Genomic DNA, 21739 nt, shown 5'->3' with positions numbered 1-21739 from the left:
TATCATGATCAGAGGGGTGAGGGGAGCAACGACGGTTAACGAAAATACTGAAGAAGCTATTGTTTCTGCCACAGTGGAGCTTTTGGCTAAGCTAATTGAGGTTAATCATATTCAACCAGATTCCGTCGCCTCCGTATTAATTTCAACCACCGAAGATATTAATGCTGCATTTCCGGCAAAGGCGTTGCGGAAATTTGCTGAATGGACATATGTACCTGTCATGTGTATGCGAGAAATACCTGTTCCGAATGCTTTGAAAATGTGCATTAGAATTATGATGCATGTGGATACAGACATAGCGCAGGATAAGATTGTTCATGTATATTTAAAGGAAGCAAAGGTATTAAGACCAGACCTTGGCAGTAATTTGGTATAATAAAAATATCTTATGCTAAAAAAAGTATGACAATCAGAACGAATGGAGTGGGGAAAATGAGATGGAAAGAGCAGTTATATACACTGACACCCTATAAACCAGGAAAATCAATTGAGGCAGTCAAAAAACAATTTAAATTGGATCGTATTGTTAAGCTTGCATCTAATGAAAATCCTTTTGGATGCTCAGAAAAAGCACTTTCAGCCCTTCAATCATATCAAACAAGTTTGGCACTTTATCCTGATGGTTACGCTACTCATTTAAGAGAGACACTTTCAGCGTTTTTACAGGTTGATGAGGATGAATTAATATTAGGGAATGGCTCAGATAACTTAATTCAAATTATTTCAAGGGCGCTACTGCACCCAATGGCCAGTACCATTATGGCAACACCAACCTTTTCTCAATATAAGCACAATGCAATGATTGAAGGGGCAATTATTAAGGAGATCCCTATTGTCAACGGAGACCATAATTTAGATGCCATGCTTGAGGCAATTGACGAGACGACGAACATCATTTGGCTCTGTAGTCCTAATAATCCTACGGGTACATATATTCCAAAAAATAAATTAATTCCATTTTTAGAAAAGGTGCCATCACATATCCTCGTAGTGCTTGATGAAGCGTATTATGAATATGTAGTCGCGGAAGATTACTATAATGCAATCAGTTTAACACGTAAGTATGAAAACCTAATTGTGCTTAGAACTTTTTCTAAAATATATGGACTTGCTGCACTACGGGTTGGGTATGGGGTGGCGAATCGTGCCATCATCAAAGCACTTGAACCTGTAAGGGAACCATTTAATGTGAATACTTTAGGTCAATTAGCAGCGTGTGAAGCGATCAAGGATCAGGAATTTGTCGAAGTTTGCAAAGGAAAAAATAGACAGGGTCTGGCACAGTTTTATAAATTCTGCGAGAAGCATCATCTTGAATTTTACTCTACCCAGACTAATTTTATTTTAATTGATTTTAAAGTTGATGGGGATGAGCTTTTTCAATATTTACAAACGCGAGGATATATCGTACGCTCTGGAAAACCTCTTGGTTTCCCTACGGCGGTTAGAATTACGGTGGGCTCTTCTGAACAAAATGAAGGTGTCCTTAAGGCATTGAGCGAATATTTAGAAGCGGACTGAGGAGAGAAGTTCTCTCTAACTAGGGGGATTTAAATTGAAAGGCCGGGTTTTTGTTATTGGCTTAGGATTAATTGGTGGTTCCTTAGCATTATGTATCAAGAAGGAACATAATGAAGCAGTGATTGTAGGATATGATATAAATAACGAACAGGCAAGACTTGCAAAAATGCTCGGAGTCATTGATGATATAGCGGAAAATATTTGTGATGGTGCCATTGATGCTGAATTAATCATTATTGCAGCACCTGTAAACGAAACGAAGGAAATTATCCATTTGTTATCTGAACTTCCGCTTAATCCAGAGGTAATCGTAACAGATACAGGCAGTACAAAAGGCAGAATAGTTGAAAGTGCCACTAGCTTAAAGCAGAAAGGTATTACCTTTATCGGTGGCCATCCAATGGCTGGTTCACATAAAAGCGGTGTTACGGCTGCAAAAGAAATTTTATTTGAAAATGCCTTTTATCTGTTAACGCCAGAAGAACATATAGAAGATATAAAACTTGAAACATTGAAAGAATGGTTAATCGGAACAAATGCCAAATTTCTAACCGTCACACCTGGAAATCATGACTATCTTACAGGGATAGTCAGTCATTTTCCACATATTATTGCCGCATCGATTGTCAGGCAAACTGAAAAATTAGCAGAGGCAGAAGGTCTCATCCCCCGTCTCGCTGCAGGCGGATTTAGGGATATCACACGTATAGCCTCGAGCAGCCCAGCAATGTGGAAGGATATTTTGCTGCACAACCGTGAAATATTAATTAAACTGCTTAATCAGTGGCTTGATGAAATGAATGGGGTTAAATCTCTACTGGAAAAGGAAAATAGCGCTGCAATTTTCAATTATTTTAAACAGGCTAAGCAGTTTCGCGATGGGTTGCCACAAAAAGAAAAAGGCGCAATACCAGCATTTTATGATTTGTATGTCGATGTGCCCGATTACCCTGGTGTGATTTCAGAAATAACCGGTTATTTAGCGAAGGAAAAAATCAGCATCACAAATATTCGCATCCTTGAAACACGTGAAGACATAAATGGTGTTTTAGTCATTAGCTTTCAAACAGAAGAGGATCGGCAAAAGGCAGAACAATGTATTGGCAATTATTCCAGCTATGCCACATCAATAGGTTCATAGATAAGCGGGAGTAAATGGATCGAAACAAAACGATTCGATTGGGAGCGACAGTGATTTGATTATGACTTATCATAGAGAGAAGAGTAAATCAGATTAGCCGTTGGGAGCTTTTCAAAAAGCTTACCCTTTTCCTTTTTTTGGGTATCGCCTCCAAAGCTTATTCTTATGGACCTGGATATTTCAAGAAGTTCAATGAGATATACTGATATTATTAAAAAGGTGATTTTTGATGGCGACATTAAAACTTAAAACTAACATTAATTGTTTATTTGGTGAGGTAACAATCCCGGGAGATAAATCCATCTCCCACAGATCCGTCATGTTTGGATCTATCGCTTATGGGGAAACAAAGGTTACCAATTTTTTGCCTGGAGATGATTGTTTAAGTACAATTTCGTGCTTTCGAAAGCTTGGGGTAACCATCGAGGAATCTGACAACCAGCTTCGTATAATAGGAAATGGTTTTGAGGGATTAACTGAACCTGATGGAGTGCTAGATGTTGGCAATTCCGGGACAACAATTCGTTTATTAATGGGGATATTGGCAGGAAGACCATTTTTCTCCACTCTAGTGGGTGATGAGTCTATCGGAAAAAGGCCAATGACAAGGGTAACTGGTCCTTTAACAAGAATGGGTGCTTGGCTTGATGGCCGAAAAAACGGAGCCTTCACTCCTATTTCAATCCGTGGAGGTCAGTTAAATCCTTTCCATTACGAGCTTCCAGTAGCTAGTGCACAGGTAAAGTCAGCATTAATTTTAGCTGGTCTGCAGGCAGCAGGAGAAAGTACCATTATCGAGCCTGCTGAAACCCGTGATCATACGGAAAGAATGATTCAACAATTTGGCGGTGAAATTACCAAAAATAATAAGGTGATAACTGTAAAAGGAGGGCAAAAACTGACAGCTTCGACAATTCATGTCCCTGGAGATATATCGTCTGCGGCCTTTTTCCTTGTTGCAGGGGCCGTGATTCCAAGAAGTGAAATTGTTTTAAAAAATGTTGGTCTAAATCCAACTAGAACGGGAATCATCGAGGTAATGAAGAAGATGGGGGCAGACTTAGAGATTGTTCAAAAGGATGACAACTCGTTTGAGCCGACTGGCGATCTCATCATCAAGACATCTAATCTAAAAGGTACTGTTGTTGAAGGGGATATAATCCCAAAACTAATTGATGAAATTCCGATTATTGCCCTTTTGGCAACACAGGCAGAGGGAATAACAGTGATTAAAGATGCTGAAGAATTAAAGGTTAAGGAAACCAATCGTATAGATACCGTTGTTTATGAATTGAGAAAATTAGGAGCTTCGATTGAAGCAACCAACGATGGAATGATCATCTACGGAAAATCTAATCTAAACGGCGGAAGGGTTTCTAGTCATGGAGATCATCGAATTGGCATGATGCTCTCGATTGCTGCCCTTTTATGTATAAATAATGTAGAGCTTGAGCAATCCGAAGCCATATCGGTTTCATATCCGAATTTCTTTGCCCATTTAAATAGCCTAATCCACTAAAAAGCTGCATGTTATGGCAGCTTTTTCTATTGTAAAAAATATCTAGAAGTTGTTTGAATGTCATAGTTTTCGGATTGTTCGCATAGCTTGTCTTAAAGAAAGGAAATGGGTGGGTGGGACAATGTATATCATTGAAAATGCCAATATTCTTAAAGACAAAGACCTTTATACAAGTTCGTTATTAATTAATGATGATCGAATTACTGCTATTCAAACAGGGTTCAAGCGTTATCAATTAATAAAAATGAACGCTGAGCCGTATATTATGACCCCTTCTTATGTCCTTTTCAGTTCTAAAATTCCACATCAAGGTTCATTTCAAGATTTAAAAACCTGTATAATTGAACATTTTTTGTTAAAAGGATGTACGACATTGTTTACATATGCTGATATTACATACGAAAAGGAACTAGCAGAAAAAATAAAAGCAATGAAAACTGTATTAATAAGCAGCCCGATTGACTATATTATCGGAGTTAAAATCCCTGTATGTTTAATAACAATTTCCTTTATCAGAAGTTGTAAAAAGCTAAAAATTCCGGCCATTTTTATTGAGCTTCAGGATCTAGAGGAATTAGAGAAAATTCCTTGGGGATGGATAAGGGAAGCTATGTTTCCATTTAACAGTCCTTTAATTCCATTAATTTCTTCTTCACAAAAGAAGGAAGCGAAGGCCCTTATGTCGAAATGGAAGGATATCATGCTAAGAGAAAAAATCCCGGCATTATACGAGGAAGTTGAAGAAAACAAACCATTGCCTATTCCAGTATTAAACAAAATCGGTTTATACCCGCAAAAAGGCAGCCTAATGAACGGTACTGAATTAAGTTATAATTTATATCTAAAGGGAAGAGAAATCAAGAATCTTGATGAAGCAAGTTTATTTCATTATCATAGTGATAGACTAGTAGTTACAGTTCACAAAGGAAAGGTTGTCCTCTCAGGGAAAAAAGTTTTATTTAAACCTGGAAATGGAGAACATGTTAAGGTGAGGACCCCATCTTATTTTTCTTTGTAAATTAAGGGGAACGAGAGGTAATAATCAATGGATCGAGTAAATAATATTATCAATATGTTAGAAAATGGCCAACATAAAGAGGCCTTGAATGAATATAATATTGTATTAAAAAACGGCAGCCACGATGAAATATTTCTCCTTGGAGAAGAAATGTACCAATATGGATTTTTAGAGGAAGCAAAGGCTCTAGTCGAAAAGCTTTTAGAAATTTATCCCGAAGAGGGAGAACTTCTTGTTTTACTTGGTGAAATTTTAGTGGAAGCAGGAGAAGAAGAGGAAGCCATCCTTGTCTTAGAAAAGATTTCGGAACAGGATGTTCATTTCGGACAGTCATTACTGTTGTTAGCAGACCTTTATCAAGTTCAAGGTCTTTATGAAGTTTGTGAAAGAAAACTTTTGAAAGCAAAAGAATTATTGCCGGATGAGGTTATTATTGATTTTGCTTTGGGCGAACTTTACAGTGAACAAGGCGAAATAATAATGGCACTGAATGCTTATGAAATAGTTGTAAAAGAAGAAAACGAAATTGCTGGTGTCAATATACATGGGAGGATCGCAGATCTTTTAAGTGCCTCCGGAGCTTTTGAAGAGGCTCTTACTTATTATGATAGGGCACTTGATGAAAAATTAGAGATTAACACTCTATTCGGCTATGCTTTTACAGCACTTCAGGCAGGATATAATCGGACAGCAATTGAAAAGTTCAATGAATTAAAAGGGCTTGACCCGGAGTATCATTCACTTTATTTACATCTTGCAAAAGCATATGAACGGGAAGAAGAGCTTGATAATAGTTTACACTCTATTAAAGAGGGCATTAAACAGGATGAATTTAATAAAGAATTATTTTTCTATGGCGGGAAAATGGCTTTAAAGCTCGGAAAAGTGGACGAAGCAGAACAGTTTTTCCGTGAGGCGCTTGCCTTAGATCCGGGCTATATAGATGCTGCTCTTACATTAAATAAGCTCTTTTTTCAGCAAGAACGATATGAGGATGTTATTGAATTAATTTCCCAGCTTGATTTTACAGAAGATGAAGAGCCGCAGATGCTATGGGATTCAGCCTTAGCGTACGATAAACTTGAAGAATTTTCTTACGCATTAGACAAATATGAAAGTGCATATACTTTTTTTAAGAATAACGAATCCTTTTTGCAGGATTACGGATATTTTCTAATAGAAGAAGGAAAAAACGACCGAGCCGCCGAAATTTTTAAACAGCTGTTAATTAAAGATCCAACAAACGTCGAGTATTTAGATTTACTTGAACGTATAACTGATTAACAAGAATAAAAAAAGCTGATTATGCAGAGGAGGGAAATTATCATGGCAACCCCTGTTTCTGTCAACGAGAAAAAGGACTTTATTCGCTGGTTTTTAAATCATTATCAATTAAAAAGAAGAGAATGTGTTTGGATTCTCAACTATTTAATGAGCCACGATCAACTGATGGAAAAAGTTCATTTTGTTGAGCAAGCGCAGTATTGTCCGCGCGGTTTGATTATGTCAACACATTGTGTGGATAAAGTACCATTTCGTTTTTATAAAGAAAATGTTATGACAACAGATGCCGAAAAATCCTTTCATGATATTCGGCTAAATCGAGACGAGGAAATTTTTATTCAATTAAATTTTCATGCTTCCAATCAGGCACACCAGTATGCGGCTGTTCTCGAAGAAAATCCATTCGTTCCGAAACATTTACAAGTCAATGAAAAGGATGGAATCATTGCAGAGCAATTGTTACAAAATAGTATTGAACGTTTTCAACGTGAAAAATTACTGCAATTAATCGATGAAGCTCTTGATCAACATAATCAAGAAGCGTTTCAGATGTTAACTAAACAATTAAATAAACTAACAGTGACTGAACAAAAGGGAAGTTTGCGATAAGCAGGCTTCCTTTTGCAATATTCAGCAGGTATTAACGACCCACTGGGAATTTTTCTAAATATTCGACTTTATCTTTTATTATTTTAGGAGATAATGATATTATTGAAATAGTGAAATTAAAAGGATTGGTGTATAAAATGAAATGGATTCCTCAAGATATAGAGACATACATGAATGCAAAGGAGTATGTGGATACAGCTGTTGTACCTTTATATTCGGTATCATTCGGGGGTGAGATGAAACAATCAGCTGCAACGGCTGAATTTATCACACTTTTAACAGGACATTTAGAAAGGCAGTTTACAGGAAGAATAATATTATTTCCTCCGTTTACATATCTAAAAAATGAAATAGTATTAAGCGATTTGTTGAAATGGGAGGAAAATATTGCGAAGAGTGAATTAAAGCACATATTTTACATCACATCTGAGCTTGATTGGCGTATACATGAAGACAAGCTTAGCGGGTCGTTAATATGGCTTCCATCCCTTCCGCTTGAGAATATAAATGATTCTCAAAAAATAGAAATTATTGATAATCAAGTAAAACAGCTGTTAACTCTCTTTATCCAAAAATGGCATGAAAAATAAGTAAAAATCTCCAGATTATATGTTTTTAAAATAGTATGATATTGACCTTACTTGCAGATTGATATATCATTGTTATGTCCTAGTTTTATATGTGTTTAATAATTGTCCGCTGGACTTAACTTCATGAAAAGAGGGGGGGATAAACATGAGTAAAGAACGCGTTTCAAGACGTCAATTTTTAAGCTACACATTAACTGGAGTAGGCGGCTTTATGGCTGCAGGTATGTTAATGCCAATGGTACGTTTCGCTGTGGATCCTGTATTAAAAGCAGAAGCTGGCGGGGATTTTATTGCTACAAAGCAAAAGGTTTCTGAATTAACAGAGAAACCGGTTCGTGTTGACTTTACCTATAAGCAAAAAGATGCGTGGTATGAGTCGGATGTAACAGAATCTGCCTGGGTTTATCGGGAAAAGGGGTCAGATAATATTGTAGCTTTATCGCCTGTTTGTAAACATTTAGGATGTACAGTTAACTGGAATTCTGACAAAGAACACCCGGGACAATTCTTCTGTCCATGCCATTATGGCCGTTATACGAAAGATGGAACAAATGTAAAGGGTACACCACCACTGGCACCGCTTGATGTATATCCATACAAGGAAAAAGACGGTTATCTTTATTTAGGAAAAGCGAAACCACGAAAGGAGGCGTAATCATTGTTAAACAAAATTTACGATTGGGTAGATGAACGTTTAGATATTACGCCTTTGTGGCGCGATATCGCAGATCATGAAGTACCAGAGCATGTAAACCCAGCGCATCATTTTTCGGCGTTTGTATACTGCTTTGGCGGTCTAACATTCTTCGTAACAGTCATTCAAATTCTTTCCGGTATGTTTTTAACGATGTATTATGTACCAGATATTAAAAACGCATGGGAATCTGTTTATTATCTTCAAAATGAAGTTGCATTTGGACAAATTGTACGTGGTATGCATCACTGGGGTGCAAGTTTAGTACTTGTAATGATGTTCTTACATACATTACGCGTCTTTTTCCAAGGTGCTTATAAAAAGCCTCGTGAATTGAACTGGATTGTCGGAGTACTTATTTTCTTCGTCATGTTGGGATTAGGTTTTACAGGTTATTTGTTACCTTGGGATATGAAAGCGCTGTTTGCAACAAAAGTTGGTCTACAAATAGCTGAGGCCACGCCATTAATTGGCAGCTACATTAAGGTACTGCTTGCAGGTCATGAACATATTGTTGGTGCTCAAACATTAACCCGTTTCTTTGCCATTCACGTATTCTTCTTACCGGCAGTATTATTTGGGTTAATGGCTGCGCATTTCATGATGATTCGTAAACAAGGTATTTCTGGACCGCTATAAATATCGGAATTGAAATAGTTTTTTCAAATCTCTACGGAAAAAGGAGGGGGATTGCTCAATGCATCGCGGTAAAGGTATGAAGTTCGTTGGTGACTCACGTGTTCCAGCACTTGAATCACGCACACCGAAGCTTCCAAAGGATTACTCAGAATATCCTGGTAAGACAGAGGCATTCTGGCCTAACTTCCTATTGAAAGAATGGATGATAGGTGCCGTATTTCTTGTCGGCTTTTTATGTTTAACTGTAGCACATCCGGCTCCGCTAGAAAGGATAGCGGATCCGACTGATACTGGCTATATTCCATTACCAGACTGGTATTTCTTGTTCTTGTATCAATTGCTGAAATACACATATGCGTCTGGTCCATATACAGTAGTCGGAGCAATGATTATACCAGGTTTAGCGTTTGGAGGCTTATTATTAGCACCGTTCCTTGATCGTGGACCAGAACGTCGTCCTAGGAAGCGTCCGCTTGCTACTGCATTCATGCTTTTAGCATTGGCTTCTATCGTATTTTTAACCTGGCAATCAGTTGCAACACATGACTGGGCAGCTGCGGAGCGCCAAGGTAAAATTGTTGCAAAGGTCGATATTGATAAGACTAGTGATGGATATAAGATTGCTAGTGAAAATACATGTCTAACCTGCCATGGTGATAGTCTTCAAGGTGGTGCTGGTGCTCCAACATTGATTGGAACAGGCTTATCGGCTGATGAAGTGGCGAAGATTGCTAAAGAAGGTAAGGGCGGCAAAATGCCACCAGGAATCTTTAAAGGTGATGACGAACAGCTTAAGAAGATGGCTGAATTTATCTCAGGCCTTGGTAAATAATAAAATAGCAGAAAAGCTGACGAAAGAATCGTCAGCTTTTTTATTCATACTAATTTCCTTATAAAGGATGAAATGAGGTGTGTTTGTGGGTTGGATTTATCCTCTACTAGCAAATCGATCGGTTCTTAAACTTTTACTTCTTGTTAATATTGCAGGAACTATTTATGGGTATTATTGGTATGGGTGGCAGCTTAAAGAGACACCGGCTATTTTTCTTCCATTTGTTCCAGACAGCCCGACAGCCAGTTTATTTTTTGTTTTTGTCCTCATTGCATTTTTATTTCGGAAAAACTGGCCATTAATGGAAGCTTTAGCTATTGTAACTCTTTTTAAATATGGGATATGGGCCGTGGTCATGAATATTTTGGTTTATTTTGTCAAGGGAGAACTTGACTTGATAGGATATATGTTAATTTTTTCTCATTTTGCAATGGCCGTCCAAGGGATTTTGTATGCACCATTTTACCGGTTTAAATGGAGGCATTTAATTATAACTGCCATATGGACACTCCATAATGATGTCATTGATTACGTCTTTTTTATGTTACCTAGCTATCATATGCTTGATCGTTATATACCACAAATTGGCTATTTTACGTTCTGGCTTTCTATTCTTTCATTAGGAATTGCATTTTATTTTACTATTCGTCCTGGAAGGTTTAAACTAGGCTTATAGGAAATAATAACTTTCCTATAAGGCATAAGTGCACGAAGGAATGCTTCGGAGTTTATGAATCGCAGTTGAAAAGATTTGCTTTGCTACGAAATTCGCCGCTTTCTTCTGTCCTGGTTGCTCGCCATTAGGCGGGTTTTATTTAAAATAAAATAGTTTTAAAATGGTCTAACCTTGTCCAACCCTACATACATTTTATTAGTAATGAAAGGGGGGACAAGGATTGAAAATCAGATGGTTATTTTTTTTAGCAATTATCATTATGCTAACTCCCATAACTGTTTATGCTGAACAGCAATCGCCAATGGAGAAGCTGGATGATATCTCCGATGAAGCTCTCCAAATGGTGAAGTTTCAAAGATATGAAGATGCAAAAAAATTGCTGGATTATTTTTCTGACCAATTTACTAGCATAAACGGGACAACGAAGCCCTTATCAATGGATGAGGTTAGAATTGTTAATACCTCTCATGATGAAGCGATGGAAGCTGCCGTAAGTGCCAACATGGAATATGAGGAAAGAATTAATAAACTAACAAAATTTCGTCTTGTTATTGATGCATTAGCAACAAGCCATCAACCTTTATGGACAGAAATGGAAGAACAAATAATGACCGCCTTTCACCAAGCAAAAGAAGCAGCCCTCAATGGTGATACGGCTCATTTTCATACAAACTTTAACACCTTTTTATCATTATATAATGTCATTTATCCTAGTATGAAAATAGATGTACCTGTAGAAAATATTCAAAGATTAGATACACGGATTGATTTTATTAATGAATTTCGTTCTCAAATTGTCAATAATTCAAAAAGTCAGCAGGAGCTTGATGCACTTGACACAGATTTAAAAAACCTGTTTGCTAATATGGAAGAGGATGATGCAGACCCTTCACTATGGTGGGTCATCATTTCTACAGGAAGTATTATTATCATGACATTATCTTATGTAGGCTGGAGAAAGTACCAGGGTGATAAAGCTCTGAAAAAAAATCGGTCAAGAGACTTAAAGGATTGATGCGTCTAATCGGCGTACTTAATATCAATAACACCACGAGCTGATTTGGAGGTCAATATGTATTACCTTATCTATTTTGCAATTATCGTATTTATTCCTATATGGGCACAAATGAAAGTAAAAAATACTTTCGCTAGATATTCTCGTGTTCCCACATCAAGCTATCGTAGTGGGGCGGAGGTTGCTAGGGAAATCTTAAATGCGAATGGCTTATTTAATGTAGGGATTGAAGAAGGACGCGGTTTCTTAAGCGATCACTATGATCCAAGAACCAAAACAGTCCGCTTGTCACCGGAAAATTATCATGGACACTCAATCGCATCTGCTGCTGTTGCTGCCCATGAATGTGGACATGCCATCCAGGACGGGGAAGGATATGCTTTCCTAAGGTTCCGTCATATGTTAGTTCCTGTTGCTAATTTCGGATCAAATGCTTCGTGGATTCTGATTATGATTGGTATTTTTGCTCATATGAGTGGAATGCTATTACTTGGAATCATTTTTATGGCAGCAGCCGTCCTCTTTCAAATTATCACATTACCTGTTGAATTTAACGCTTCAAACCGTGCAATGAATCAAGTTGTATCGCTCGGACTAATAGGTAATCGCGAAGAAAGAGAAGCGAGGAAGGTATTAAACGCAGCTGCCCTTACGTATGTAGCTGCAGCAGCAGTAGCCGTTCTTGAATTATTAAGACTCGTACTAATCTTTACAGGTATGAATAGAAATGATGACTAAAAAAAAGCAATGTCCTCACCTAAGCGGGACATTGCTTTTTTAATCTGTAATCGGCATTTTATTTTCATCTAGCGTAAACCCTTCCCCGTGTACATCATGGACAACAGTAATGGAAATAAATGCATGCGGGTCAATAGATGTGATTAAGTTTTTTAGGCGGATTAATTCGTTTTTGGCAACTACACAATATAAAACATCACGTTCATTTTTTGTATAGGAACCAAATCCCCGAAGGGCGGTTACACCACGTTCCATTTCCATCATAATTTTTTCTGCAATTTGTTCATTATTTTCAGAAATAATCATTGCACCCCGTGCAGTGTATGCACCTTCCTGCATGAAATCAATCACTCTTGCGCCGACAAAAACAGCTACTAGTGTATACATGGCTTGTTTATAAGATATGTATGTGAGTGAGAGTAAAATAACACATGCATCAAATAAGAACATTGTTTTCCCAATATTCCAACCTGCATATTTTTGAACAAGTCTTGCAATAATGTCGACTCCCCCTGTTGTACCCCCAAAACGGAAAATAATACCTAACCCGATCCCGGTGAATATACCAGCAAACAATGCAGCTAAAGTTAAATCATGCTCAAGTGGCATATTTATTGAATATCGTTGAAAAATCCAAAGAAAGATGGAAACACCGACTGTACCGATAATGGTATATAAAAATGTATTTCTTCCTAACAACTTCCATCCGATAAAAAATACCGGAATATTTAGGACTAAGTTTGTATAGGATGGATCCCATTTGAACAATCCATATAAAAGCAGTGTAATTCCAGTAAATCCACCTTCAGCGAGTTTATTTTGCATATTAAAATTGACAAGGCCGAATGAAAAAATTGCTGTGCCTAAAAGGATAAACAAGATATTTTTAAATTTTAGTCCAAATAGCATGAGCCTTCCTCCTCCACCATATTTTTCTCTATATGGCGGTTTTTATTATAACGAATTAATAGTAATAGAGCAACGAGAAGTGGAATAGAGCCTTATCAAACGAAAACATTTGTAAATCAGCCATTATTTAGCTAACATAAAAAAGGAATAGAGATAATCAAATTTGGCCGATATAGAAAATGAGGTGGAAAATAAATTGAATAATAGGAAATCGATGAAGGATCTTCAGGAAGAAGTTGATACATACATAAGTCAGTTTAAGGAAGGTTATTTTAGTCCCCTTGCTATGCTTGCAAGACTAACAGAGGAGCTTGGAGAGTTAGCAAGAGAGGTAAACCATTATTATGGCGAAAAACCAAAAAAATCTAGTGAAACGGAAAAGGCAATTGAAGAAGAACTAGGTGATGTTCTTTTTGTGCTTATTTGTTTTGCCAATGCCTTAAACATAGATTTGGAAGAAGCACATGATTATGTCATGGCAAAATTTAATACAAGGGATAAAAATCGTTGGACAAGAATTGAAACTGATAAAATGGAGTGAGGAGTATGGAAACCATTAATATTATTATTGCCGGCCCCCGTGGACGTATGGGCAGTGAAGCGGTGAAATTAGTTACAAACACAGAACACTTTAATCTAGTTGCTGCCATTGATCATAAATATGATGGAATGATGCTAAGTGATGTAGATGGCTTTCATTCCATATCTAATGTGCCAATTTATACAGACATAGAAAAGTGTTTGCAAAATGTTGAAGCAGATGTATTAATTGACCTTACAACACCGGAAGTGGGTATGTATCATGCCAAAACAGCACTCGCATATAATGTTCGTCCGGTTGTAGGAACCACCGGTTTTTCGCAGGAAGATTTAGAAGAGTTACAACAAATTTGTAATGAAAAAGAATTAGGATGTATAATTGCACCAAATTTTGCTATTGGTGCAGTTTTGATGATGAAATTTTCGCAAATGGCTGCAAAATACTTTCATGATGTTGAAATTATTGAAATGCATCATGATCAAAAGCTTGATGCTCCCTCTGGGACAGCGGTAAAAACAGCAGAAATGATTTCAGAAGTTAGAGAAGCTAAAAAGCAGGGGCACCCAAATGAAAAGGAAACAATAAAAGGGGCTAGGGGAGCGGACTACAATGGAATGCATATTCATTCTGTACGCTTGCCTGGACTTGTTGCCCATCAACAGGTTTTATTTGGTGCTGATGGTCAGTCATTAACGATTCGACATGATTCCTATCATCGCGGCTCCTTTATGTCAGGTGTAAAAGTTGCTGTCGAAACAGTCATGAAGCAACCTATTTTTGTTTACGGACTTGAAAATATTTTAAGTTAGGGGCAAGTTTTTATGAATATTGCATTAATCGCACATGATCAAAAGAAAAACGACTTAGTCCAATTTGTAACAGCCTACCAAGCCATTTTCGCAAAACATACATTATACGCAACGGGGACAACTGGTTTAAGAATATTTGAAGCAACTGGTTTAAATTTGACGCGTTTTAAATCAGGTCCGCTTGGCGGGGATCAGGAAATAGGTGCAATGATCGCCAAAAATCAGATGGATGCGATATTCTTTTTTCGCGACCCATTAACTGCGCAGCCACATGAACCAGATGTTACGGCCCTAGTAAGACTTTGTGATGTCTATTCAATTCCGTTAGCTACAAATATGGGTACAGCTGAATTACTAATTAGAGGTCTTGAGATGGGATTATTGGAATGGAGAAATATCGTCCATGAGAATGGTGAATTAAATGGAAAATAAGCAGTTAAATATTCTTGCATTTGGTGCTCATGCTGATGACGTAGAAATCGGCATGGCCGGAACCATTGCGAAATTGGTTTCAGAAGGAAAGAGAATTGGCATTTGTGATTTAACGGATGCTGATCTTTCCTCAAATGGAAATGTCATATTAAGAAAAGAAGAAGCAGCTCGTGCTGCTGAAATTTTAGAAGTATCAGTTCGGACAACAATGGGATTTCCGGATAGAGGGTTATTACTAAACCAAGAGTACATAAGAAAAATTGCTGACGTCATTAGAACGTACAAGCCTCAAGTTGTGTTTGCTCCTTATTTCGAAGATCGTCATCCCGATCACGGTAATTGTGCGCGGCTTGTAGAGGAAGCGGTTTTTTCTGCGGGAATAAAAAAGTATAAAACAGACAAATGTAACGATCCACATCGAGTTGAAAAAATGTATTATTATATGATTAATGGATTTCATAATCCTGATTTTACCATTGATATTTCAACATTTATTAATAAAAAGCTTGCTGCCTTACGTGCTTACAAAAGCCAATTTGAATATTCAGAGCAAAGCTATAATACACCGCTTGTGAATGGATATATTGAAACAGTGGAGGCAAGGGAAAGAATGTTTGGGAAAATGGTCGGAGTAACCTATGCTGAGGGCTTCAAAACGAAGGTTCCACTTCTTTTAAGGCATGATTTGATAGGAGAATGAAGATGAAGAAACTGAAAATTGGGATTACCTGCTATCCAACTGTTGGCGGTTCTGGTGTAGTAGCCACGGAATTGGGAAAAATGCTCGCTGAAAAGGGGCATGAAATTCACTTCATCTCATCGAGCCTCCCTTTTCGGTTAAATAAAATGTATCATAATATTTATTACCATCAGGTCGAAGTCAATCAATATTCCGTTTTTCAATACCCTCCTTACGACATTGCCTTAGCAAGTAAAATCGCAGAGGTAGCGAATCGGGAAAAATTAGATATTCTTCATGTCCATTATGCGATTCCTCATGCCGTTTGTGCCATTTTAGCAAAGCAAATGGCAAGCCATGATTTTAAAATAGTCACGACCTTACATGGTACAGATATAACGGTATTAGGCTATGACCCATCGTTAACAGATGCGATTAAATTCGGGATTGAAAAGTCAGATGCCGTTACAGCTGTTTCAAATGCACTGGTTAATCAAACAATTGAGCTTATTAATCCAGATCAACATATTGAAACAGTCTATAATTTTATTGATGAACGGATATATCATAAAAGCGATGCAGTTTCTTTGAAAATCCAACTGCAAATAAAGGAAGAAGAAAAAGTTGTTATCCACGTCTCAAACTTTCGTGCCGTAAAGCGGGTACAAGATGTAGTGAAAACCTTTGCGAAAATTTCTACCATCATGCCTGCAAAATTACTGTTGGTTGGTGATGGACCTGAAATAACAACAGTTTGTAAACTGGTTAGACAGCTATCTATCGAAGATCAGGTAATATTCCTTGGAAAACAAGAAAATCTTGAAGAATTGTATTCCATTAGTGATCTAATGCTGTTATTGTCGGAAAAAGAAAGCTTTGGCCTCGTTGTGTTAGAGGCAATGGCATGTGGTGTACCTTGTATCGGGACAAATGTTGGCGGCATGCCAGAAGTAATTCTACATGGTGAAACTGGATATATTTGTGAAGTATCAGATATTGAGGATATTGCGAGAAAAGCCATTTCTCTCTTAACGGATAGCAAGCTTCATCAACAATTTTCTTGTCAGTCTATAAATACTGTTCGAACAAAATTTAAGGCTGAACAAATCGTTGAACAATATGAGCAGCTTTATTTTAGGCTGCTGAATTAAGGTGAAATAGATGATAGAACCATTTTTATCAGCCATTCCAGTATTAAAAAGATTAGAGGATGCAGGATTTGAGGCTTATTTTGTAGGCGGCTCTGTTAGAGATTATTTTCTGAATAAGCAGATTAGTGATGTTGATATTGCCACGTCAGCTACACCCAAAGAAGTGAAGGGTATTTTTTCTAAAACCGTTGATATCGGAATTGAACATGGAACTGTTCTCGTCTTATTCGATCATAAATCCTATGAAATTACTACCTTTAGGACTGAAGGGGATTATCAGGATTATCGAAGACCAAAAGAGGTATCATTTATCCGTAATCTCAACGAAGACCTACAACGAAGAGATTTTACCATGAATGCGATGGCAATGGATCGAACTGGAACGCTTATCGACCCTTTCAATGGGCAATTAGCTATTAGTAAAGAAGAGATTCAGACTGTTGGTTCAGCAAATGACCGTTTTCAGGAAGATGCACTTAGGATGATGAGAGCGGTTCGATTTGTCAGCCAACTTTCCTTTTCTATTGAAGAAGAAACGCTTCAGGCTTTAACAAATCTCGTTCCCTTGCTTAAAAATATTGCTATTGAACGAAAAAGAGCGGAGTTTGAAAAGATACTTATTGGAAATAATTGCAATAATGCGATTAAGATTTTACTGGAAACCAATTTATTTTCTTATTTACCAGGATTAGCTAATCAAGAAAAACTTATTGGAAAATTGTTAGACTTTGACTGTGTAGGTCTTAATAAAAATGAAATGTGGGCATTACTTCTTTTTTGTTTAAATGTAAAGGAAGAATCGATTGAGGATTTTTTACGAAATTGGCGGCTTCCTGTTAAAGAAATAAAAGATATTCAGCATATTTTGTTTTTTGTCCAAAAAAGGTTTGAACAAGAATGGGCCGTTCATGATTTATATACTGCTGGCAGTAACCTCATTACCTCAACTGAAAAGCTGTACAACGTAATAATCGGGTTAAAAGGGACAGAATCCCTCCCAAACCTGCTTAATCTATATCAAAAGCTGCCGATTAAGCAGCGCTCTGATTTGGATGTAACAGGCGGTGATTTAATGGAATGGTTTAATCAAAAGGGCGGTCCATGGTTAAAGGAAACGATTTTTAAAATTGAACAGGCGATTGTTAACGAAAAAGTAGAAAATGATAAGCAAAAGATTAAGGAGTGGCTATTGACGTGCAGTCAGAAATAAGAAAAAAACTGCTCGATGCCTTTACAAAAGCTGCCGATACTTTTTTATCGGGGCAGCATCTAGCTGAACTAATTGGTTGTTCAAGGACAGCGGTTTGGAAGCATATTGAAGAATTGAGAAAAGAAGGCTTTGAATTAGAGGCAGTTAGAAATAAAGGATATCGGATTGTAAAGACCCCTGAAAGAATAACAGCGGATGAAATCAGGTTAGGATTAACAACCAACTTTATTGGTAAGAACATCCATTATGAAGAAAGTGTAGAATCTACACAAAAAATTGCTCATCGCCTGTCTAATGAGGGCGAACCAGAAGGAACAATCATTATTGCTGAAGAACAACGGTCAGGGAAAGGAAGAATGGATCGAACATGGCATTCTCCAAAATATACTGGAATATGGATGAGTCTCATTCTTAGGCCAAACATTCCACTGACAAAAGCACCCCAGCTGACATTATTAACTGCGGTCGCAATTGTTCAAGCAATGGAAGAGGAAACGGGGTTGCAGCCAGAAATAAAATGGCCTAACGATATTTTATTGAATGGAAAAAAAGTTACAGGGATTTTAACTGAATTACATGCAGAAGCCGATCGTATTCATTCGATTATTATTGGGATCGGCATCAATGTGAATCAAAAGGAAGAGGATTTTCCAAACGAGCTTCAGGAAAAGGCTAGCTCTCTATTTATTGAAAAAGGAGAGATAATCTCCAGAGCCGGATTAATCAGAAGTTTTTTCAAACACTTTGAAAAATTATATTTACTCTATTTAGAACAAGGCTTTGTCCCAATAAAGCTATTATGGGAAGGCTATGCTGTCAGTATCGGTAAGTTCCTAAAAGCAAGAACATTAACAAATGTCATTGAGGGAAAAGCACTTGGAATTACCGATGAAGGAGTATTAAAGTTGGAGGATGAGACCGGTTTCGTTCACCATATTTATTCTGCTGACATCGAGGTTTAATAAGGGCGCTTGCGCTTTTCTTAAGAGATAAGAGTATAAATTTCGACTTTGAGAATTGTCCAGCTCCAAAAGAATAAGCTTCGGAAGCGGTACCTCGCACGAAGAAAAAGCGTCAGCTTTTTCGAGGAGCGCCCAGCGGCTAGTAGACTTCGCTCTTCTCCCTACGATAAGTCAACATCGGATCGCAATCGCTCTCCGTGTTGTCTAGCTTCAGCGCCTAGGGGCTCGGGGTCATAAGCCAATCCGCCAAGAAGGCTAAATGAAGCCTTCTCGCCGGCTAGTCTTATGCCTGTCGCCCCTAAGCAAGGCGCTTACGCATTTCGATTTTCCTTTATCTCAGTCGAAGCGCTCCAGTCTATACGCCGCGAAAAGGAAGCTTGCGCTTTTCTGATAACTTTTGTTATAATTTCCTTGGGCAGTATCTTCTTAGAACTGCACCTTTTTGTGAACCATAATCATAATTAAACAGGTTTCTGCCTAGATCCGTATTTCGGACCGGGACAGAGGGATGGAACATGCAAAAGAGTAATTGGGATCCTCTGCCTTCAGAAGGATCTTTTTTATTTGCTCTGCAAATTCGTTTTATCACCTCTCCCATATTTTTAAGGAGGGAAAAATGATGAAGCAAACAACGGATTTCTTGAAAATGAAAGAAAACAATGAAAAAATTGTCATGTTAACTGCCTACGATTACCCATCTGCAAAGCAGGCTGAGCAAGGGGGAATTGATGTCATTTTAGTCGGGGATTCCCTGGGAATGGTTGTTCTTGGATATGACTCGACTATTCCTGTGACGATGGAAGACATGATTCATCACACTAAAGCAGTTAAACGAGGTGCAAAGGATACATTTATCGTGGCTGATCTGCCATTTTTAACCTATCATTTATCCGTTAAGGATACACTAATCAATGCAGGAAGGCTTCTCCAAGAGGCCGGTGCACACGCCGTTAAACTGGAAGGGGCTGATGAAGTAGTCGAGAAAATTAATTCTCTAACAAAAGCTGGGATCCCAGTTTGTGGACATTTAGGGCTGACACCGCAATCCGTTGGGGTTTTAGGTGGCTATAAAGTGCAAGCTAAGGATGCTTCCAAAGCCCAAAAATTGATTGAAGACGCGAAAAATATCGAGGAAGCTGGTGCATTTGCTATTGTCCTGGAATGTGTACCAAAGCAGCTGGCTGAAGAAGTTTCTAGATCGATTTCCATTCCTGTGATCGGAATTGGAGCTGGAATGGATGTGGATGGGCAGGTTCTCGTGTACCATGATATCTTAGGGTATGGTGTCGATCGTGTACCAAAGTTTGTGAAGCAGTATCATGCTGTCAATCCATTTATGATCGAATCGATTCAAGCATATGCTGCTGATGTAAAAAATAAACAATTTCCTGAAGATAAACATTCTTTTACAATGAAGGAAGATGAACTGAAAGTTCTATATGGAGGAAGGAAATGAAAGTAATTACTGCCATTAAGGACATGCGTACTGAAATATTGAAGCAAAAAGGTTTGGGGAAAACGATTGGCTTTGTTCCTACAATGGGATTTCTGCATGAGGGTCATTTATCCCTAATATCGCAAGCAAGGCAAGAAAATGATATTGTCGTCTTAAGCATTTTTGTCAATCCGCTTCAGTTTGGACCAAACGAGGATTTTTCTACTTATCCTCGCGATTTTAATCGTGACCGCTCCTTGGCGGAAGCTGAAAAAGTAGATTACATTTTTTATCCGTCAGTAGAGGAAATGTATCCATACGTACCTTCTGTTAAAGTAGTTGTACAGGAACGAACAGACGTATTATGCGGCAAGTCTCGTCCTGGCCATTTTGATGGCGTCGCAACAGTACTTACAAAACTATTTACGATCATAATGCCAACGAGAGCTTATTTTGGAAAAAAGGATGCACAGCAAGTGGCTGTTGTTGATGGATTAATCTCTGATTTCAATTTTCCAATTGAGTTAATTGCTGTCGACATTATTCGTGAAGCGGACGGGCTTGCGAAAAGCTCACGCAATGTTAATCTAATACCAGAAGAAAGACAACAAGCAACTGTCCTTTATAGAAGCCTGCAATCAGCAAAAAATACAATCGATCATGGTGAGCAGAATCCTGCAAATCTAATTTGCATGATCAGCGAAATGATCAATCGTGAATCAAATGGACAAATTGATTATGTGGAAATTTTTTCTTATCCGCAATTAAAACCATTGGAAAATTTAAATGGTACTATTATCATTGCTATTGCAGTTAAATTTTCAAAGGTTCGTTTAATAGACAATTTAATTATTCAAATAGATTAATCTAAAAATGCATTGACATCAGGGGAGGAATACTCATTGTTTCGTACGATGATGAATGGCAAAATCCACCGGGCAACCGTTACAGAGGCTAATTTAAACTATGTTGGCAGTATTACCATAGATGAAGATATTTTAGATGCAGTAGGAATGGTGGCAAATGAGAAGGTGCAAATTGTAAACAACAATAATGGCGCCCGCTTGGAAACGTATATTATTCCCGGAGAAAGGGGCAGCGGTGTTATTTGTTTAAATGGTGCAGCAGCTCGCCTTGTACAAGAGGGGGATATTGTCATAATAATATCTTATGCACTTGTCGCAGAAGAAAAGGTACAAACCCACACTCCAAAAGTAGCCATTATGGATGAAAATAATCGAATTAAAGAACTTATCTATCAAGAACCAGCACACACAATAATGTAGGAAGTCCCCAATCATTGGGGATTTTTTCATGTATTTTAATTTTTCTTAT

The 21739-nt window shown here is 37.8% G+C and carries 25 protein-coding genes; 24 read left to right on the top strand and 1 reads right to left on the bottom strand.

Features of this window, described 5'->3' with window-relative positions:
* The first annotated feature begins 4 nt into the window (after positions 1–4).
* The 14 genes from aroH (at position 5) to QNH20_RS17265 (ending at position 12276) form a co-directional block, all read left to right on the top strand.
* Positions 5–376, top strand: coding sequence for a chorismate mutase (gene aroH, locus QNH20_RS17330; RefSeq protein ID WP_283919225.1), 372 nt, complete (start codon positions 5–7; stop codon positions 374–376).
* 56 nt (positions 377–432) lie between these two features.
* A complete protein-coding gene (hisC, locus tag QNH20_RS17325) occupies positions 433–1521 on the top strand; it encodes a histidinol-phosphate transaminase (protein ID WP_283919224.1) in 1089 nt (362 codons plus the stop codon).
* 34 nt (positions 1522–1555) lie between these two features.
* A complete protein-coding gene (locus QNH20_RS17320; protein ID WP_283919223.1) occupies positions 1556–2662 on the top strand; it encodes a prephenate dehydrogenase in 1107 nt (368 codons plus the stop codon).
* A gap of 229 nt (positions 2663–2891) precedes the next feature.
* On the top strand, positions 2892–4181 hold the full coding sequence (gene aroA, locus QNH20_RS17315; RefSeq protein WP_283919222.1) for a 3-phosphoshikimate 1-carboxyvinyltransferase: 1290 nt from the start codon (positions 2892–2894) through the stop codon (positions 4179–4181).
* A gap of 121 nt (positions 4182–4302) precedes the next feature.
* Positions 4303–5199 (top strand): hypothetical protein, encoded by an 897-nt coding sequence (locus QNH20_RS17310; protein WP_283919221.1) that lies wholly within the window; start codon positions 4303–4305, stop codon positions 5197–5199.
* 27 nt (positions 5200–5226) lie between these two features.
* Positions 5227–6483 (top strand): tetratricopeptide repeat protein, encoded by a 1257-nt coding sequence (locus tag QNH20_RS17305; protein WP_283919220.1) that lies wholly within the window; start codon positions 5227–5229, stop codon positions 6481–6483.
* Positions 6484–6525: 42 nt separating this feature from the next.
* The gene (locus QNH20_RS17300; RefSeq protein ID WP_283919219.1) at positions 6526–7092 is read left to right on the top strand and encodes a ReoY family proteolytic degradation factor; all 567 of its coding nucleotides are present in this window, start codon (positions 6526–6528) and stop codon (positions 7090–7092) included.
* Between the two features lie 137 nt (positions 7093–7229).
* Positions 7230–7682: a YpiF family protein gene (locus tag QNH20_RS17295; protein WP_283919218.1), complete on the top strand. Its 453-nt coding sequence runs from the start codon at positions 7230–7232 to the stop codon at positions 7680–7682.
* A 145-nt stretch (positions 7683–7827) separates the two neighbouring features.
* Positions 7828–8337: a QcrA and Rieske domain-containing protein gene (locus QNH20_RS17290; RefSeq protein WP_283919217.1), complete on the top strand. Its 510-nt coding sequence runs from the start codon at positions 7828–7830 to the stop codon at positions 8335–8337.
* A 3-nt stretch (positions 8338–8340) separates the two neighbouring features.
* On the top strand, positions 8341–9015 hold the full coding sequence (gene qcrB / locus QNH20_RS17285) for a menaquinol-cytochrome c reductase cytochrome b subunit (protein WP_283919216.1): 675 nt from the start codon (positions 8341–8343) through the stop codon (positions 9013–9015).
* A gap of 58 nt (positions 9016–9073) precedes the next feature.
* Complete coding sequence (locus QNH20_RS17280; RefSeq protein ID WP_283919215.1) at positions 9074–9847, top strand: menaquinol-cytochrome c reductase cytochrome b/c subunit; 774 nt, start codon at positions 9074–9076, stop codon at positions 9845–9847.
* Between the two features lie 85 nt (positions 9848–9932).
* The gene (gene lhaT / locus QNH20_RS17275) at positions 9933–10523 is read left to right on the top strand and encodes a lipoprotein heptaprenylglyceryl N-acetyltransferase LhaT (protein WP_283919214.1); all 591 of its coding nucleotides are present in this window, start codon (positions 9933–9935) and stop codon (positions 10521–10523) included.
* A gap of 220 nt (positions 10524–10743) precedes the next feature.
* Positions 10744–11538: a sporulation protein YpjB gene (gene ypjB, locus QNH20_RS17270; protein WP_283919213.1), complete on the top strand. Its 795-nt coding sequence runs from the start codon at positions 10744–10746 to the stop codon at positions 11536–11538.
* Positions 11539–11595: 57 nt separating this feature from the next.
* On the top strand, positions 11596–12276 hold the full coding sequence (locus QNH20_RS17265) for a zinc metallopeptidase (RefSeq protein ID WP_283919212.1): 681 nt from the start codon (positions 11596–11598) through the stop codon (positions 12274–12276).
* 39 nt (positions 12277–12315) lie between these two features.
* Here the strand turns inward: QNH20_RS17265 and QNH20_RS17260 are convergent, their stop codons facing one another.
* Entirely contained in the window at positions 12316–13185 is an 870-nt protein-coding gene (locus QNH20_RS17260; protein ID WP_283919211.1) for a YitT family protein, read from the bottom strand.
* Between the two features lie 214 nt (positions 13186–13399).
* Between QNH20_RS17260 and QNH20_RS17255 the strand changes: the two genes are divergently transcribed.
* The 10 genes from QNH20_RS17255 (at position 13400) to panD (ending at position 21690) form a co-directional block, all read left to right on the top strand.
* Positions 13400–13726 carry a nucleotide pyrophosphohydrolase gene (locus tag QNH20_RS17255; protein ID WP_283923439.1) on the top strand — a complete coding sequence of 109 codons (327 nt, stop codon included), beginning with the start codon at positions 13400–13402 and terminating at the stop codon, positions 13724–13726.
* Between the two features lie 5 nt (positions 13727–13731).
* Positions 13732–14535 (top strand): 4-hydroxy-tetrahydrodipicolinate reductase, encoded by an 804-nt coding sequence (gene dapB / locus QNH20_RS17250; protein WP_283919210.1) that lies wholly within the window; start codon positions 13732–13734, stop codon positions 14533–14535.
* Between the two features lie 12 nt (positions 14536–14547).
* A complete protein-coding gene (gene mgsA, locus QNH20_RS17245) occupies positions 14548–14967 on the top strand; it encodes a methylglyoxal synthase (protein ID WP_283919209.1) in 420 nt (139 codons plus the stop codon).
* The gene (gene bshB1, locus QNH20_RS17240) at positions 14957–15667 is read left to right on the top strand and encodes a bacillithiol biosynthesis deacetylase BshB1 (protein ID WP_283919208.1); all 711 of its coding nucleotides are present in this window, start codon (positions 14957–14959) and stop codon (positions 15665–15667) included. Before mgsA ends, bshB1 begins: the two co-directional genes overlap by 11 nt.
* 2 nt (positions 15668–15669) lie before the next feature.
* Complete coding sequence (bshA, locus tag QNH20_RS17235) at positions 15670–16797, top strand: N-acetyl-alpha-D-glucosaminyl L-malate synthase BshA (protein WP_283919207.1); 1128 nt, start codon at positions 15670–15672, stop codon at positions 16795–16797.
* 10 nt (positions 16798–16807) lie between these two features.
* Positions 16808–18007, top strand: coding sequence for a CCA tRNA nucleotidyltransferase (locus QNH20_RS17230; RefSeq protein WP_283919206.1), 1200 nt, complete (start codon positions 16808–16810; stop codon positions 18005–18007).
* Entirely contained in the window at positions 17992–18969 is a 978-nt protein-coding gene (locus QNH20_RS17225) for a biotin--[acetyl-CoA-carboxylase] ligase (RefSeq protein WP_283919205.1), read from the top strand. Before QNH20_RS17230 ends, QNH20_RS17225 begins: the two co-directional genes overlap by 16 nt.
* A gap of 619 nt (positions 18970–19588) precedes the next feature.
* On the top strand, positions 19589–20425 hold the full coding sequence (gene panB / locus QNH20_RS17220) for a 3-methyl-2-oxobutanoate hydroxymethyltransferase (RefSeq protein ID WP_283923438.1): 837 nt from the start codon (positions 19589–19591) through the stop codon (positions 20423–20425).
* The gene (panC, locus tag QNH20_RS17215) at positions 20422–21270 is read left to right on the top strand and encodes a pantoate--beta-alanine ligase (RefSeq protein ID WP_283919204.1); all 849 of its coding nucleotides are present in this window, start codon (positions 20422–20424) and stop codon (positions 21268–21270) included. Before panB ends, panC begins: the two co-directional genes overlap by 4 nt.
* Before the next feature lie 36 nt (positions 21271–21306).
* Positions 21307–21690 (top strand): aspartate 1-decarboxylase, encoded by a 384-nt coding sequence (gene panD, locus QNH20_RS17210; protein WP_283919203.1) that lies wholly within the window; start codon positions 21307–21309, stop codon positions 21688–21690.
* Positions 21691–21739 lie beyond the last annotated feature (49 nt).

The sequence above is a fragment of the Neobacillus sp. WH10 genome, from assembly GCF_030123405.1.
In the GTDB taxonomy this organism is placed as follows: Bacteria; Bacillota; Bacilli; order Bacillales; family Cytobacillaceae; genus Neobacillus.
Note: the sequence above shows the minus strand (reverse complement) of the source record. Positions and strands in the feature narration are given on the sequence as shown.